This is a genomic window from Agromyces sp. G08B096 (assembly GCF_040267705.1).
Lineage (GTDB): Bacteria > Actinomycetota > Actinomycetes > Actinomycetales > Microbacteriaceae > Agromyces.
Genome location: NZ_CP158374.1, coordinates 249,594 through 264,717 on the forward strand (window position 1 = coordinate 249,594; position 15,124 = coordinate 264,717).

A 15,124-nucleotide genomic window follows, 5' to 3' on the forward strand; every position below is an offset into this window, starting at 1 on the left:
GGCGGGCCGACGGCGGTTGCGTCGCGCATGTCGTCGTGCGCGTCCCGGCGTCGAGGTCAGCCGAGCGGTTCCGTGCGGAGATCGCGCACGTGGTAGAACTCCTGATCCCAGAGCAGGTACACCAGCCAAGTCGGCAGCAGGTACGACTCCTGCAGGTAGTTCGCCTGGGAGGCATGGATGCTCCACCCCTCGTGCTTCTTGCCCACCTCGGCACTCATCGCGAGCTCAGGGTCGGGCTGGTGGTCGACGACGAACGCGCCGGTCTCGCCGCCGAACATGGCGAGCGCGGTCGACGGGCTGATCGTGTAGACGAGGTGGTCGGGACCCCGGTAGGCGCCGTCGGAGGCGGCGACCTCGGCGATCGCGAGCTCGGTGATCTCGCCCATCCGCATGTGGTCGCCGTGACCGGTGGCGCCGGATGCCGGCCAGAAGGCGACGACGACATCGGGCCGCACCCGGCGGAGCTCGGCGACGACCCGATCGACGAGCTCGTCCTCGTCGACGTCGGGGACGCCGCCGTCGGGGTAGTCCCACACGACGTGGCGGTCGACGCCGAGGTTGAAGCTGTTCTTCAGCGCCTCGGCCTTGCGGATGTCGCCGAGGTCGGACTGGCGTCCGACCGTGGGCGACTGTTCCCCGGCCTCGCCTCGCGTGGCCGTGATCATCGCGGTGTAGGCGCCGTCGCGCTGCTTCGCCCGCCAGAACAGCCCGTTCACGGTCTGCTCGTCGTCGGGATGCGCGAACACGCCGAGCACGCGCGTGCCGCCGAGCTCGCCGATCACCGAGTCGACGCCGCGGGCGGTGGGGTCGTGGAAGAGGTGGCGCCCGGCCCAGTACACGCCGCCCGGGAGGGTGACGACGACGGCGGCGGTGACGATGAGCGCGACGGTGCGCTTGCGCATGGCTGACTCCGGTGGGGTGCGACGGACCCGGGGGCGGGCCGTGCTGAGCATGCTAGCGACGGTTGCGCTCCGTCCGCGCCAGCAGGAACTTCGTGGCGAGCCATCCGACGATCGCGGTGACGAGCCAGACGACGACGGCCGCGAGGATCCACGCTCCGACGCCGTCGAAGCTGAGCCCGTCGGAGAGCAGGGTCGCGAGCCACAGGGCGAGGAAGGTCGAGAGCAGCCCCGCGACGCCCGCGACCGCGGGCGCGGAGCGGTGGAAGAGACGCTCGACGAGCCATTCGATGACCGACTGGGCGAGCGCGAACACGATGATCGCGAAGAGGAAGCCGGCCGCGTGGACGTGGAAGCCTCCGATGAGGAGGGACGCCAGGAAGAGCCCGAGCGCGGCGGAACCGAGGAAGATCGCGATCCGGATCAGGAAGCGCACCATGCCCCGGAGGCTAGCGCCCGGGCGGGGCATCCGTTGCCGCGGCGTGCCGCAGGGAGCAGGATGGGCGCTGATCCGAGAGGGGATGCCGATGACCACGGGCACCGACGCGAATCCGGCCGCCCGCCGGGTGCAGGGAGTCTATTTCACGCTCCTCATCGGCAATACGCTCGCGGCCTCGTTCATCTGGGGCGTGAACACGCTCTTCCTCCTCGACGCGGGGCTCAGCAACCTCGAGGCGTTCGCGGCGAACGCGTTCTTCTCGATCGGCATGGTGATCTTCGAGGTGCCCACCGGGGTCGTCGCCGACACGCTCGGTCGCCGGGTGTCGTACCTGCTCGGCACGATCACGCTCGCCACCACGACGGTGCTGTACTACCTGCTCTGGGTCGTCGAGGGTCCGTTCTGGGCGTGGGCGGTCGTGTCGGTGCTGCTCGGGCTCGGGTTCACGTTCTTCTCCGGCGCCGTCGAGGCGTGGCTCGTCGATGCGCTCGCCGCGACGGGCTACCGCGGCGACCTCGAGCGCGTGTTCGGGCGCGGCATGGCGCTCTCGGGTGCGGCCATGTTCGTCGGTTCGCTCGCGGGCGGCGCGCTCGCGCAGGCGACCAACCTGGGCGTGCCGTTCGTGGTGCGCGCGGCGATCCTCGTGGTGATGTTCGTGGTCGCCGCCGTGCTCATGCGCGATCTCGGCTTCACCCCCCAGGGGCGGGCGCACCCGCTGCGGGCCACCCGAGAGGTGCTGCGCGCGTCGCTGAAGTACGGGCTCGGAAGACCCTCGGTGCGGTACGTCATGCTCGCGTCGTTCTTCACGTCGGGCGTCGGCTTCTACGTCTTCTACGCGCTCCAGCCGTATCTCGTCGAGCTGTGGGGCGATTCGGGCGCGTACACGATCGCGGGTCTCGCGGCGGCCATCCTGTCGGGGTCGCAGGTCATCGGCGGCTGGATGGCGCCGTGGGTGCGCGCCCGGTTCCGGCGGCGGACGACGACGATCCTGCTGAGCCTCGGCGTGAGCACGGCGGTGCTCGTGGCGCTCGGGCTCACGAGGAGTTTCTGGGTCGCGCTCGTGCTGCTCGTCGTGTGGGGCCTCGTCGACGCGGCCGCGGGGCCGGTGCAGCAGGCGTATCTCAACGACATGATCCCGTCGAAGCAGCGGGCGACGGTGCTCTCCTTCGACTCGCTCCTCGGCTCCACGGGCGGCGCGGTGATCCAGCCGGTGCTCGGCCGTTCGGCCGACCTCTGGGGGTATCCGGGCTCGCTCGTGCTGAGCGGGGCGATCCAGGTGCTCGCGATGCCGTTGCTGTGGCTGAGCCGGCGGCAGCAGTCGCCGGCGGATGTCTCGGCGGGCGGCTCCCTCGACGCCGAGACGGATGCCGCGGTCGCCGACGGTCCGACGCCCTGACGGGCTCGGGACGGGCTCGGGGCGGGCTACCCCCCTTGCGGGGGACAAGCGCCCCGCCTATGGTGGCCGGGATGTCCGTGTCCACGCACCGCCGGCGGCGTCTCCTCCCGTCCCGGCGGGGGGCGGCCCGGGCATCGCGCGAGCGCGCCGTCGTCACCGGCGGCGTGCTGGCGGTCGTCGCCCTCTGCGCCGTCGGCGCCGGGTTCGGGGCGTACGCCGCGATCGGTGACGGCGCCGGCCCTGCGGCGCTCGGGGGGCAGATCGGTCTCGCGGCACCCACGGATCCGGCGCCCGGCGGCGTCGTCGCCGACGGACGCAGCGAGGTCGGCGACACCGACGGCACGCCCGTTGCGGGCTCACCCGAGCCCGGCACGGCTCCGCCGTCCGCTGCCCCGCATCCGTCTCCCTCACCGACCCCGGCGCCGACGCCCGAGGCACCCGAGCAGTCGACGCATCCCGACCCCGCGGACCCTCTGTCACCCGCGTACAACCCCTACACGACCCCCGGTGACCCCGCCTTCGTGACGGAGACGGCGCGATCGCAGTGGCTCGGACAGCAGGAGGTCGTGCGACAGTGCATGCGCGACGCCGGCTTCGAGTACCTGCCCTGGCAGTGGTGGGAGGGCGGAAGCCCGATGCCGCCGGGTCTGTCCGACGGAGCGCAGGCGGCGTGGATGACGGCGCTCCGCGGCGCGCCCGAGCCCGCTCCCGATGGATCGTCGGACCCCGGCTGCGAGGCCGTGGCCCAAGGCGTCGCCGACGAGGCGAAGGCGGCCGGCACGCCGCTCTCGGCGCCGCTGCCGGAACGCGATCCCGCGGCGCCGACCCCTCGGGAGCGCTGGCTCGAGTTCCAGGACGCGGTCCGCGCCTGCATGGCCGAGGCCGGTCAGGAGTACCGCTACTGGGAGTTCTGGAACCCCGAGTTCTCTGCCGTGGACGGCTCGCCGGCGATGCCGCCGGGGCTCACCGACGCCGAGCGCGCCGCGTGGAACACGGCCGCCTTCGGGTCGCCGGATGCCGCCGGCCAGGCCGCTCCGCTCGATCACGGCGGCTGCTGGACCGAGGGCGCGCGAGCCGTCGACTACCGCGAGTTCGACTGAACGCGACCTCGCACCCGCTTCCGAGACCTGGCGCCGGCTCGGCGAGCCCAGCGCGTCTTCGGCATGGTCGCGCTCGTCGGCGTCGGTCTCTTCCTGATCGCGATGGTCGTCGCGGGCGTGCTCGACGCCCTCGGCGCGGCCACAGACGCTCCTGACCCGATCGTGGTGCTCGCGATGCTCGGCGGGGTGCTCCTCGCCGGGGGCTTCTGGGCGGTCTGGGGCGTCTGGTCGGTGACCCTCGACCGGTCGGAGCCCGCGCCCGGCGGGGCCCTGCGGGCGCGGACGAGGCTGGAGCTCGGCGCGACCGTGAGCACCGCGCTGGGCGCCATGCTGGTGGTCGGCTCGGCGCTGCCGTTCCTGGTCCTGGAGGACGGGCCCGATGAGCTCGCGATGGTGCTGCTCGTCACGACGCTCATCGGAGCAGGGCTCCTCGCGCTGACGCTCGCCGTCGGTGCGGTCGCCGGCGCCGTGCTGCTCGCCGGGGCCGGCTGGTGGTGGGTCGGCGTCGTGTTCCTCGCGGGCTTCGCGCTGCTCACCTGGCAACTCGTGACCGGGCGGACGTGGCTCTCGGGCGCGCTGCTGCTCGCGGCGGGTGGCGGACTGTACGTCCTCGCGCTCGCGATCGGGCGCGCCAAGCGCCGTGGGGCGGCGCTCGAGGCCGACCGCCTGCTGCAGCACGGCGATCCGGCTGCACGGCCCTAGCCCACGGGAACTCCCGTACCCCTCAGGGCCAGCACTCTTCCGCCGGCCCTCGCGTCGTCGCTAGCATGAGCGCACCGCGCCGATGGGCGGCCCGGCGGAAGGGGCACGGATGCCACGCTCGAGCGGTCTCGTCATCGGCCTCGCCGCCGTCGTTCTGCTGAGCGGCTGCGCCGGCGCCTCGGCACCCGCGGCAGGCCCGACGGAACCCGCCGTCGCGGTCGACGCGGCCGCGCGCCGTGCAGTGCCGCCGATCTCCGTGGCCGACCGTGCCGAGCCGGTGGCGACCGCAGCGGCCACAGTGGTGGCTCCGGGGCCCGCCCCGGCTTCGGCGGCCGCGGTTGCCGAAGCCCCAGGCGACCAGCCGCTCGCCGAGGACGTCGCAGCGGAGGTGCCGACCGACGACGGGACCGACCCGGGTGACGACTGGTACCCCACGCCCGACGAACAGGAGCGCTGGCTCGCGCACCAGCAGATCGTCCGGGACTGCATGGCCGCGGCCGGCCAGGTCTACCTCTACTGGGAGTGGTGGTCGAATTCGGGCGGCGCGTTCGCCGCCATGCCCGTCGAGCTCACAGGTGACGAGCGCGCCGCCTGGGAGTTGGCGCTGCACGGAACGAGCCCGGGCGGGGCGGACTACCGCTGGGAGGACGCCGGATGCTGGGGGTACGCGGCCGAGGTCACCGGCTCGACGAACTGAGCGTCCGTCGGCCTCGGAGCCGACGCAGCCTCACGCGGTGAGCGTCGTCACCGACCCGTTGAGGTCCGCGGCATCCGTCTCCCACAGGGCGACCACCGCGGCAGCCAGATCGCCTTCGAGCCCCGCGAGCGAGCGCACGCGGTAGGTCACGGCCGCGGCCGGGGCATCCGCTCTCGCGAAGCCGTCGGCGACCGATCGCATCCACGACTCGCTCGCCGCCTTCACGGCCGTGTAGTTGGCGCTGCCGGCCGTCGGCCGTTCGACCGTCGTCGAGGAGACGATGGCGATGCGGCCCGCCGGCGAACGCACGAGGTCGTCGAAGAACGCGCGGCTGAGGTACCGCAGCGCGGTGAACGAGCGCGCGAGGACGTCGTAGTCCTCGTTCGTCTGCCCGGCGATGCCGCCCCCGCCCCGCCATCCGCCGACGAGGTGCACGACACCGTCGACGGCGCCGACGCCCGCGTGCACGCGCATGGCGAGCTCCAGCACGTCGTCGCCGTCGGTGAGGTCGGCCACCTCGCCCAGCACGCCGGGCAGTTCCTGCTCGAGCGTCTCGATGCGGCCCTGGTCGCTGCCCACGGCGACCACGCGCGCGCCCGCCTCGAGGAGGGCGCGCGCGACGGTGCGGCCGGACGTGCTCGTCGCTCCCGCGATGAGCACCGTCCGGCCGGCGACCGAGCGCTCAGGCATCCGTCTTCGCCGTGATGCCGACCGTGGACTCGATGACGGGCTTCATCTTCTTGTCGAGGGCCTCGTAGAACATCGACAGCGGGAACTCGTCGTCCATGACGAGGTCGGTGTACCCCTTCGGCGGGCCGGCGAGGACCTCGCGGGGCAGCCCCTCGGCCCACACCGAGGCGGGGTTCGGCGTGACGACCGACGAGACGAGCTCGTACGCCTTCAGCCAGTGCACCGTCTTCGGGCGGTCGATCGACTCCCAGTAGAGCTGGTCGATCGCGTCGCCGAGCTCCACGACGGCATCGGCGACGGCGTCCCAGTCGAAGCTGAGCTCGACGTCGCGCCACTCGAGCACGTGCTTGCGGTGCAGCCACGCGAACAGCAGCTGCCCGCCGAGCCCGTCGTAGTTGCGGACGCGCGAGCCGGTGATCGCGAAGCGGAAGATGCGGTCGAAGATCACGGCGTACTGCACGAGCTTGCCGGTCGTGCGCATCTGGTCCTCGACCTCGGTCAGCTCCTCGCCGGCGGCGAGGCGCGCGTCGAGGCTGCGCTGGATCTTCACCGACTCGCGGAACGCGGTGAGGTCGCACCGCAGTTCCTCGAGGGAGTAGAGGAAGAACGGCATGCGCTGCTTGATCATGAACGGGTCGAACGGCAGGTCGCCGCGCATGTGGGTGCGGTCGTGGATGATGTCCCACATCACGAAGGTGCGCTCGGCGAGCTCCTGGTCGTCGAGCAGGCGCGCCGCGTCCTCCGGCAGCTCGAGCTTCGTGATCTCGGATGCCGCGCGCACGACCCGGCGGTACCGTGCGGCCTCGCGGTCCTGGAAGATGGCGCCCCACGTGAACGGCGGGATCTCGCGCATCGCGACGGTCTCGGGGAAGAGCACCGCCGAGTTCGTGTCGTAGCCCGGGGTGAAGTCGACGAGGCGGAGGCTCACGAAGAGCTTGTTGCCGTAGTCGCCGGCCTCGAGGTGGGCGATGAACTCCGGCCAGATCGTCTCGACGACGAGCGCCTCGACGTGCCGGTCGGGCGAGCCGTTCTGGGTGACCATCGGGAAGACGACGAGGTGGCGGATGCCGTCGATGCGGTGCTGCTGCGGCTGGAACTCAATGAGCGAGTCGAGGAAGTCGGGCACGCCGAAGCCCTCGGCCTGCCACTTCCGGAAGTCGGCCTGCAGCGCGGTGAGATAGGCCGCCTCATGCGGGAAGCGGGGCGCGAGCGCCGCCACCGAGTCGACGATCGCGTCGACGAGCGAGGATGCCTCGTCGTGGTCGGATGCCTCGGGCACCGAGCCGTCTTTCACCTGCAGCGCCTGGAACCGGGTCGCCGACTCCTTCAGCCGCAGCCAGGCCGGGTCGGACTCGACGCCGTGGGCGAGGGCGATGGTCTCCGCCGTGACGTCCTCGAGGACCTCGGGTTCGCCAACGATCGTCTCCATGGTGGTCTGTGACATCGGAACCTCCGTTCCTCGGGGTCGGGCCGGCATCGGCGCGCGGGTGTGGCGGAATCGCCGCCTCTCCAAGGCTAGGAGCGAATCGGCTGCGATTGGTTGTGCCCCGGCGCGGGAATCTTGCGCGAACGCACGAATCCACGACGAGGCCGGGCCGCCGGACGCATCCATCCGGCGCACGCCCCGCTCGGGGCATAGCCGGTGCATAGGCGGAGGCCCTAACGTGGGCGAGGATCCCGCACGCCATCGAATCGAGGCCTCTTCATGTCCGCATCCCGTCCGTCCCCCGCCGTCAGCCTGATCGTGCCCGCCGTGACCCTCGTGGCGTCGGCCGCCGTCACCGTCGTCGGCGCCCTGTGGACCGCCTCGGCGAACGCCACGCTGAATGCCGCCCTCGTGAGCGGCACCGGCACGGCCGCCGACGTGTACGGCAGCCAGTCGGCGATCGTGGTCTCGAGCGGGCTGCTCACGGCCGGCATCGTCGGGCTCGTCGTCTCACTCGCCCTGATCGGCGCCCTCATCGGCTTCGGCGCCCTGTCGAAGCCCGCCCGCGAGGCCGCGGCCGATCCGTTCGACGACGACTTCGACGACGAGGTGGACCTCGTCGAGGCCGAGCCGGTTGCGCGCGTCGTGCCCGAGGCCGGCGCGCCCGTGGCATCCGCACCCGGAGCGGCGGACGCACCCGAAGCGCCGGACGCCCCCGAGCCGACCGCACCGCGCGCCTGACCCAGCGCGGCGCGTGAGCCGCGCGCAGACGCGAACGGGCCCCCTGCCGCCGATCCGGCGAGCAGGGGGCCCGTTCTGCTGGGTGGTGCGCGGCGCGGGCCGCGAGGCTCAACTGAGCTTCTTGCGGTAGGCCGCGATCGCGAAGCCGTACGCCACCACGAGGATGCCGACGAGCCAGGCGAGCGCGATCCAGATGTCGCTGCCCACGGGCTGCTGCGCGAACAGGTCGCGGAGCGTGTTCACGATCGAGGTCACCGGCTGGTTCTCGGCGAACCACGCCACCGGGCCGGGCATCGAGTCGGTCGGAACGAACGCCGAGCTGATGAACGGCAGGAAGATCAGCGGGTAGCTGAACGCGCTCGCGCCGTCGACGGTCTTCGCCGACAGCCCCGCGATGACCGCGAGCCAGGTGAGGGCGAGGGTGAACAAGATCAGGATGCCCGCGACCGCGAGCCAGGCCCCGAACGAGGCGCCGGTGCGGAACCCCATCAGCAGCGCGACGCCGATGACGATCGCGACCGAGATGAGGTTCGACACGAGCGACGTGAGCACGTGCGCCCAGAGCACGCTCGACCTCGCGATCGGCATGGACTGGAACCGCTCGAAGATGCCGCCCTGCATGTCGAGGAACAGCCGGTACGCCGTGTAGGCGATGCCCGACGCGATCGTGATCAGCAGGATGCCCGGGAGCATGTAGTTGATGTACGACTCGTCGGTGCCGGTGTTGATGGCGCCGCCGAGGACGTACACGAACAGCAGCATCAGCGCGATCGGGGTGACCGCGGTGGTGATGATGGTGTCGGGGCTGCGGAGGATGTGGGTCAGCGAGCGGCCCGTCAGGACGCGGGTGTCGCTCAGGACGTGCGTGGTCATCAGGAGTCCTTTCGTGCGGGCTCGGCGGCGCCGGCTGCGGTGTCGGTCTCGCCGGTGTCGCCGACGAGGGTGAGGAAGACCTCTTCGAGGGTGGGCTGCTTCTCGACGTATTCGACCTGGGCGGCCGGGAGCAGTCGCTTGAGCTCGGCGAGGGTGCCGTTCTGGATGATGGTGCCCTTGTGCAGGATTGCGATGCGGTCGGCGAGCTGCTCGGCCTCGTCGAGGTACTGCGTGGTGAGCAGCACGGTCGTGCCGCTCTGGGCGAGTTCCTTCACCGTGTCCCACACCTCGATACGGGCCTGCGGGTCGAGGCCGGTCGTCGGCTCGTCGAGGAAGATGATCGGCGGGTTGCCGATCAGGCTCATCGCGATGTCGAGCCGGCGGCGCATCCCGCCGGAGTACGTGCCGGCCCGGCGTCCGCCGGCCTCGGTGAGCGAGAATCGGGCGAGCAGGTCGTCGGCCACGGCACCCGGGTTCTTCAGGTGGCGGAGCTTGGCGACCAGCACGAGGTTCTCACGGCCGGTGAGCACCTCGTCGACCGCGGCGAACTGCCCGGTGAGGCTGATCGACTGGCGGACGTCGTTGGCCTTGGCCGCGACGTCGAACCCGTGCACCGTGGCGGTGCCGGCGTCGGCCTTCAGCAGCGTCGTGAGGATGCGGACCAGGGTCGTCTTGCCGGCGCCGTTCGAGCCGAGCAGGGCGAAGATGCTGCCCCGGGCGACGTCGAAGTCGACGCCACGGAGGACCTGCAGGTCTTTGAACGACTTCTTGATGCCCTGCACCCGGATGGCGGGCTGCGGGGACGTGGTGGATGCGGTGCTCATTGTTCGTCCTTCCGGTCGAGGTTCTGGATGGTGTCGGTGAGGCGGGCGCGCTCCTTGTCGATCCAGCGCTTGCCGGCGTAGGCCGCGGCGAATGCCTCGGCGAACTCGACCGGGTCGTCACCGACGATGTCGGCGACGGGGGTCTGGTCGACGGCGGCGCGCTCCCAGAGATCGGCGAAGTCGTTCAGCATCGTGATCATCACGCCGGGGTCGCCGTCGGTGATGCCGCCGTTGTACATGAGGTAGCGCTCGAAGGCCTTCGCGGCGGTGCCGTAGGGCTCGGGCAGGGCCGCGATGCGGGCCTTGTACCGGCGGTACGCCTTCTTGTCGTCGAGCGATCCGGTGATCAGCTCGTACCATTTGCCGGCCATGGTCATTCCCCTGCTTCCTGTGCGTCGTCGATTCGGTGGTGGAGCTGTTCGATGCGTTCGGCGAGGAAGCTCCACGTCCCCCAGAACTCGTCGAGGACTTCCGCGCCTCGAGCGTTGAGCGTGTAGACCTTGCGGGGCGGGCCCTTCTCGGACGGGACCTTCTCGACGTCGACGAGACCCCGCTGCTCGATGCGGACGAGCAGGGCGTACACGGTGCCCTCGGCGATCTCGGAGAAGCCCTGCTCGCGCAGCCGCGCCGTGATCTCGTAGCCGTACGCCGGTTGCCCGGCGATGAGCGCGAGGACGATGCCCTCGAGCGTGCCCTTCAGCATCTCGGTCATCTGCTTGCCCATGGAGCTCTCCTTCCTTCTCTCGGTGATGAGCCGGTACTCGGTGCTGGTGAGACCCAGTACTCGGTGTTGCTGACTACCGGTACATAGTAAGCACGAGTACCGGTAGATAGCAACACTGAATACCGACTTTTCTGCCAGCCGTCGTGCGCGCGGATGCGGCGGCCCTGGCGAGAGCGGGCGCGCCGGCCCCGGAACGACCGATCGCCGCGCACCAGCGGTGCACGGCGATCGGAGGAGGGAGCGCGGGCGGGCTAGGCCCAGCGCTTCACCGCCCAGCGCTCGAAGAGTCCGATGAGCGCGTCGGTGAGCTTGCCGAGCACGGCGAGCAGGATGATCGCGAGGAAGATGCGGTCTATACGGCCGTTGTTACCCGAGTCGTTCAGCAGGAAGCCGAGCCCCATCGAGCTGGCGATGAGTTCGGCCGCCACCAGGAACAGCCACGCCTGCGCGAGCGCGAGGCGGAGGGCCGACGCCACGGAGGGGACGACCGCGGGCAACTGCACGGCCGTCAGCAGCCGGACCCCGCGCAGGCCGAACGCCCGGCCGGCCTCGAGCAGCTGACGGTCGACGTGCCGCAGCGCCGCCGAGACGATCGTGTAGACGGGGAAGAACGCGCCGATGGCGATGAGGATGACCTTCGACTCCTCGCCGATCTTGAACCAGAGGATGAGCAGCGGCACCCACGCGAGCGACGGCACCGCGCGGATGGCGCCGAGGGTCGGGGCGAGCAGGATGTCGCCGAGCTTCGACAGCCCCACGAGGGCGCCGACGGCCAGGCCGATGGCCGCTCCGAACGCGAAGCCGATGAACACCCGCTGCGTGGAGATCGCGACGTAGAGGCCGAGCAGTCCGCGCTCGGCGAGGTCGACGGCCGCGAGCCACACCATCTCGGGGCTCGGCAGCATCGACAGCGGCACCAGGCCGCTCGTCGACACGAGCTGCCAGGCCGTGAGGACCGCGACCGGGATGAGCGCGCCCCCGAGGATGCGGAACCAGCGCCGGTTGACGAGCCGGCGGCCGGCGCCGGCGCCGGCCGAGGGAGTGACGGATGCCTCGCGCCCCGCGGCGCGCCCGGCCGCGACCGCCGTGGACGTGCCGTTCACGGCGACCCGGACCTCGTCGCCGTCGTGGATCGCCGGGCCGGTGGAGAGCATCGGGTGCGAGGCATCCGTCATGGTGGTCAGTCCTCGAAGCGGGCCGGGTCGGCCTGCGTGACGAACTCGTCGTCGATCAGGGTGTCGAGGGCCTGGTCGACCTGCTCCTGCGTCGCGACGTCGCCGAGCTCGACGAAGATCGGCCCGATCTCCTCGAGCACGGCGACCTGCGCGTCGCCCGGCACGGGGTCGACGTCGAGGTTCGACCGCTCGGTGATGACGGTCGTGGCGACCGCGAGGTCGAGGCCGGCGACGTCGGCGAGGATCTGCGCGGTCTCCTCGGGGTTCGCCGCGGCCCACGCGCGCGCGTGCTCGTAGGCGTCGACGACGGCCTGGGCGACCTCGGGCTTCTGTTCGATGAAGTCCTCGCGGGCGTTCAGGAACCCGTAGCTGTTGAAGTCGACGTTCCGGAAGAAGAGCGTGGCGCCCGCCTGCTCCGCGCCGGCCATGATCGGGTCGAGCCCGGCCCACGCGTCGACGGAGCCGTTCTGCAGCGCCGCCCAGCCGTCGGCGTGCTGGAGGTTCTGCACCGTGATGTCCTCCGGCTCGAGCCCTTCGGCGGCGAGCGTCTGCAGCAGGAAGAAGTAGGGGTCGGTGCCCTTGGTGGCCGCGACCTGCTTGCCGCGGAGGTCGTCGACCGAGTCGATCGACGAGCCGGGCGCGGCGACGAGGGCCGCCCATTCGGGCTGGGAGTAGATGTCGATCACCTTGATGGGCGAGCCGTTCGAACGGGCGAGGAGGGCGGCGGACCCGGCGGTCGAGCCGACCTCGACGGCGCCCGCGCGCAGCGCCTCGTTGGCCTTGTTCGACCCGGCCGACTGCACCCAGGTGACTTCGAGGCCGGTCTCCTCGAGCCAGCCCTGGTCTTTGATGATGAGGCTCAGCGGGTTGTAGGTGGCGAAGTCGATCGCGAGCGTCTGGCCCTCGAGCGAGACGGGGTCGCCGGATGCCTCGGCCGCGGCCGGCTGCGCGGCCTGGCCTTCGCCGGCGACGCAGCCGGTCAGCAGGAGGGCGCTCGCGGCAGCACCGGCGACGAGCGCGGTGCGGAGCAGATGGGTGCGGGACATGGGGGCTCCAGTCGGGGTCGGGGTGGGGTCGGGGACGCGGTCAGTAAGGGAAGGCCGGGATGGTGGTGGTCGCGGGGATGCCGCGGGCGCTGCCGTGCCGGTCGATGCCGAGGCCGTCGAGGAGCCGCCCGCGGAGCTCGGCGAGCTCGGCCGACCCGCGATCGCGCGGACGCGAGCCCGGCACGACGACCGTCTGCCGGACGACCGCGCCCGGGCGGGCGGGGCCGGCCTCCTCGCCATCGGGCTCGACGCCGAGCAGGATGATGCGATCGGCCAGCTGCAGGGCCTCGTCGACGTCGTGGGTGACGAGCAGGACGGTGGTGGGCTCGGCCGCGTGCACGTCGAGCAGGAGGTCTTGCATCTTGAGCCGGGTGAGCGCGTCGAGCGCGCCGAAGGGCTCGTCGAGCAGCAGCACCGCGGGATTGCGTGCGAGCGCACGGGCGAGCGAGGCGCGCTGCGCCATGCCGCCCGAGATCTCCCGCGGCCGATGGCCGGCGAAGTCGGCGAGACCGACGAGCTCGAGCAGTCGCGTCACCTGCTCGCGACCGGCCTGCCGGGCGGTGCCGCGCGGGAGGCCGAGCGCCACGTTCTGGGCGACCGACCGCCACGGCAGGAGGCGAGGCTCCTGGAAGCCCACCGCGCAGCGGACGTCGTAGGACGCCACCGTCGTACGGCCGATGCGCACCTCGCCCGACGTGGGCCGGTCGAGCCCTCCGGCGATGCGCAGGAGCGTCGATTTGCCGCAGCCCGACGGCCCGAGGATGGCGAGGATCTCACCGGCCGCGATGTCGAGGTCGACGTCGCGGAGGACCTGCCGGCGGCCGTCTGCGGTCGGGAACGATCGCCCGAGCCCCGCGAACGAGACGGGCAGCGCAGCAGCACCGGGCCCTGCCGCAGATTCTGCGACAGTGGGGCTCTCCGGAGCGGTCTTCGCCGACATGCTGGCTCCCGGACGGGTCGAAACGGGGGAATGCTTCGACGCTAGCCACGCGCTCGGGAGGTGTCAGCCCGCGACGACCCGCGGCGTAATACGGACGCCGTCGCTCAGAGCGTCTTCTGCAGGTGCAGGGCGCCCGGCGTGAACCCGAGGCTCTCGTAGAGCGCGATGGCGCCCGTGTTGTACGCGAACACGTTCAGCCGGAGCGCGGTCGCTCCGTGCTCGCGCGCGATGCGCTCGGCCTCCTGCATGGTCCACCGGCCGAGGCCGCGCCGCTGGAAGCGCTCGTCGATCGCGACATCCCACACGTACCAGTTCGCGGGGTTCTCCATCGGCCCGATCCAGAGCCAGCCCGCCTCCTCGCCGTCGGCCTCGACGGTGAACAGGAGGTGGCCGTCGGCGACGACGCCGTCGTCGAAGAACTGCGTCTCGGATGCCTCGCGGGCGCGCGCGGCCATCTCGGGCGTGTCACCTGCGGCGATACGCGCGCGTTCGTAGGCGGCCATGGCGACGGGGAGCCAGCGGGCGGTGTCTTCAGCGGTCTTGGCGACGAGGCGGGCGTTCGGAGTCGGCATCCGTTCATGCTCGCACGTCGCGGCAGAATTGAGCCATGGCGAGGACGGTGCGCGGCGCGAAGGTGCTCATCACGGGTGCGGCGAGCGGCATGGGCCGCAGCTACGCGGAGCGGGCGGTCGCCGAGGGCGCGGCGGCCGTCACCCTCTGGGATCGCGACGCATCCGCGCTGGCGCGCACGGCCGAGGCGCTCGGGCAGGCGGCGCGCGGACGGACCCTCGTGCGGAGCGAGGTCGTCGACCTCGGTGAGATGGGCGCCATCGCCAAGCATGCGCAGAAGGTGCGGAACGACCTCGGCGCGCCCGACATTCTCATCAACAACGCCGGCATCGTGCGGGGCAACCGCTACTTTTGGGAGACCGACAACGGCGACGACACTCGGGCCACGATGCGGGTCAACGCGCTCGCGCCGATGTACGTCGCCCGCGAGTTCCTCCCCGGCATGATCGCCGACGCCTACCGGGCCAAGCGCATCGTGAACATCGCGAGCGCCGCCGGCACCCTCGGCAACCCGCGGATGGCGGCGTACGCCGCGTCGAAGGCGGCCCTCATCGGCTGGAGCGACTCGCTCCGCGTCGAGCTCGCCCAGGCGGGGCACACGAACGTGAAGGTCACGACCGTCACGCCGAGCTACATCGCGACCGGGATGTTCGCGGGCGCGACGGGGCCGCTGCTCGCGCCGATCCTCGAGCCCGACGTCGTGGTCGACCGGGTCTGGCGGGCGATGCTCCGCGGCGAGCCGCTCGTGGAGCTGCCGCGCACGGTCCGGCTCTCGCGCGCGCTCCGTGCGCTGCTGCCGACCCGGGTCTTCGACGTGGTGGTCGGCGGGGGCTTCGGCGTGTACCGCTCGATGCAGGGGTTCACCGGGCGCGCGCGGTAGGC

Annotated in this window: 18 protein-coding genes; 6 read left to right on the forward strand and 12 right to left on the reverse strand. The window is 71.8% G+C overall.

The genetic code is table 11. The features are described from left to right. Positions 1–56: 56 nt before the first annotated feature. Together ABIQ69_RS01230 and ABIQ69_RS01235 are read right to left on the reverse strand one after the other, a co-directional pair. Positions 57–902, reverse strand: coding sequence for a PIG-L family deacetylase (locus ABIQ69_RS01230; RefSeq protein WP_350348578.1), 846 nt, complete (start codon positions 900–902; stop codon positions 57–59). Positions 903–954: 52 nt separating this feature from the next. Then, a complete protein-coding gene (locus tag ABIQ69_RS01235) occupies positions 955–1,338 on the reverse strand; it encodes a hypothetical protein (RefSeq protein WP_350348579.1) in 384 nt (127 codons plus the stop codon). An 88-nt stretch (positions 1,339–1,426) separates the two neighbouring features. Here ABIQ69_RS01235 and ABIQ69_RS01240 point away from each other — a divergent pair, with 88 nt between their 5' ends. The 4 genes from ABIQ69_RS01240 to ABIQ69_RS01255 all read left to right on the forward strand — a co-directional run bounded on the left by ABIQ69_RS01240 (position 1,427) and on the right by ABIQ69_RS01255 (position 5,233). Then, positions 1,427–2,734: an MFS transporter gene (locus ABIQ69_RS01240; protein ID WP_350348580.1), complete on the forward strand. Its 1,308-nt coding sequence runs from the start codon at positions 1,427–1,429 to the stop codon at positions 2,732–2,734. Positions 2,735–2,805: 71 nt separating this feature from the next. Beyond that, entirely contained in the window at positions 2,806–3,834 is a 1,029-nt protein-coding gene (locus ABIQ69_RS01245; protein ID WP_350348581.1) for a hypothetical protein, read from the forward strand. Positions 3,835–3,897: 63 nt separating this feature from the next. Beyond that, a complete protein-coding gene (locus tag ABIQ69_RS01250) occupies positions 3,898–4,536 on the forward strand; it encodes a hypothetical protein (protein ID WP_350348582.1) in 639 nt (212 codons plus the stop codon). A gap of 109 nt (positions 4,537–4,645) precedes the next feature. Next, positions 4,646–5,233 (forward strand): hypothetical protein, encoded by a 588-nt coding sequence (locus ABIQ69_RS01255; RefSeq protein ID WP_350348583.1) that lies wholly within the window; start codon positions 4,646–4,648, stop codon positions 5,231–5,233. Positions 5,234–5,263: 30 nt separating this feature from the next. On the opposite strand, the gene ABIQ69_RS01260 is transcribed toward ABIQ69_RS01255, so the two are convergent. After that, entirely contained in the window at positions 5,264–5,923 is a 660-nt protein-coding gene (locus tag ABIQ69_RS01260) for an SDR family NAD(P)-dependent oxidoreductase (RefSeq protein WP_350348584.1), read from the reverse strand. Beyond that, the gene (locus ABIQ69_RS01265; protein ID WP_350348585.1) at positions 5,916–7,367 is read right to left on the reverse strand and encodes a DUF6421 family protein; all 1,452 of its coding nucleotides are present in this window, start codon (positions 7,365–7,367) and stop codon (positions 5,916–5,918) included. The genes ABIQ69_RS01260 and ABIQ69_RS01265 overlap by 8 nt, the downstream gene beginning before the upstream one ends. A gap of 261 nt (positions 7,368–7,628) precedes the next feature. On the opposite strand from ABIQ69_RS01265, the gene ABIQ69_RS01270 reads away from it, so the two are divergent. Then, a complete protein-coding gene (locus ABIQ69_RS01270; RefSeq protein WP_350348586.1) occupies positions 7,629–8,090 on the forward strand; it encodes a hypothetical protein in 462 nt (153 codons plus the stop codon). Positions 8,091–8,198: 108 nt separating this feature from the next. Here the strand turns inward: ABIQ69_RS01270 and ABIQ69_RS01275 are convergent, their stop codons facing one another. The 8 genes from ABIQ69_RS01275 to ABIQ69_RS01310 all read right to left on the reverse strand — a co-directional run bounded on the left by ABIQ69_RS01275 (position 8,199) and on the right by ABIQ69_RS01310 (position 14,244). Beyond that, a complete protein-coding gene (locus ABIQ69_RS01275; RefSeq protein WP_350348587.1) occupies positions 8,199–8,963 on the reverse strand; it encodes an ABC transporter permease in 765 nt (254 codons plus the stop codon). Next, positions 8,963–9,787, reverse strand: coding sequence for an ATP-binding cassette domain-containing protein (locus ABIQ69_RS01280; RefSeq protein ID WP_350348588.1), 825 nt, complete (start codon positions 9,785–9,787; stop codon positions 8,963–8,965). Before ABIQ69_RS01280 ends, ABIQ69_RS01275 begins: the two co-directional genes overlap by 1 nt. Beyond that, positions 9,784–10,158, reverse strand: a complete 375-nt coding sequence (locus ABIQ69_RS01285; RefSeq protein WP_350348589.1) for a DUF1048 domain-containing protein — start codon at positions 10,156–10,158, stop codon at positions 9,784–9,786. Before ABIQ69_RS01285 ends, ABIQ69_RS01280 begins: the two co-directional genes overlap by 4 nt. Positions 10,159–10,160: 2 nt before the next feature. Beyond that, on the reverse strand, positions 10,161–10,511 hold the full coding sequence (locus tag ABIQ69_RS01290; protein ID WP_350348590.1) for a PadR family transcriptional regulator: 351 nt from the start codon (positions 10,509–10,511) through the stop codon (positions 10,161–10,163). Positions 10,512–10,762: 251 nt separating this feature from the next. Continuing rightward, on the reverse strand, positions 10,763–11,686 hold the full coding sequence (locus ABIQ69_RS01295) for an ABC transporter permease (protein WP_350348591.1): 924 nt from the start codon (positions 11,684–11,686) through the stop codon (positions 10,763–10,765). 5 nt (positions 11,687–11,691) lie between these two features. Continuing rightward, positions 11,692–12,732, reverse strand: a complete 1,041-nt coding sequence (locus tag ABIQ69_RS01300) for an aliphatic sulfonate ABC transporter substrate-binding protein (protein WP_350348592.1) — start codon at positions 12,730–12,732, stop codon at positions 11,692–11,694. A 40-nt stretch (positions 12,733–12,772) separates the two neighbouring features. Continuing rightward, positions 12,773–13,672: an ABC transporter ATP-binding protein gene (locus ABIQ69_RS01305; RefSeq protein WP_350348593.1), complete on the reverse strand. Its 900-nt coding sequence runs from the start codon at positions 13,670–13,672 to the stop codon at positions 12,773–12,775. 104 nt (positions 13,673–13,776) lie between these two features. Further along, the gene (locus tag ABIQ69_RS01310) at positions 13,777–14,244 is read right to left on the reverse strand and encodes a GNAT family N-acetyltransferase (protein ID WP_350348594.1); all 468 of its coding nucleotides are present in this window, start codon (positions 14,242–14,244) and stop codon (positions 13,777–13,779) included. Positions 14,245–14,279: 35 nt separating this feature from the next. Here ABIQ69_RS01310 and ABIQ69_RS01315 point away from each other — a divergent pair, with 35 nt between their 5' ends. Next, the gene (locus ABIQ69_RS01315; RefSeq protein ID WP_350348595.1) at positions 14,280–15,122 is read left to right on the forward strand and encodes an SDR family NAD(P)-dependent oxidoreductase; all 843 of its coding nucleotides are present in this window, start codon (positions 14,280–14,282) and stop codon (positions 15,120–15,122) included. The last annotated feature ends 2 nt before the right edge of the window (positions 15,123–15,124 follow it).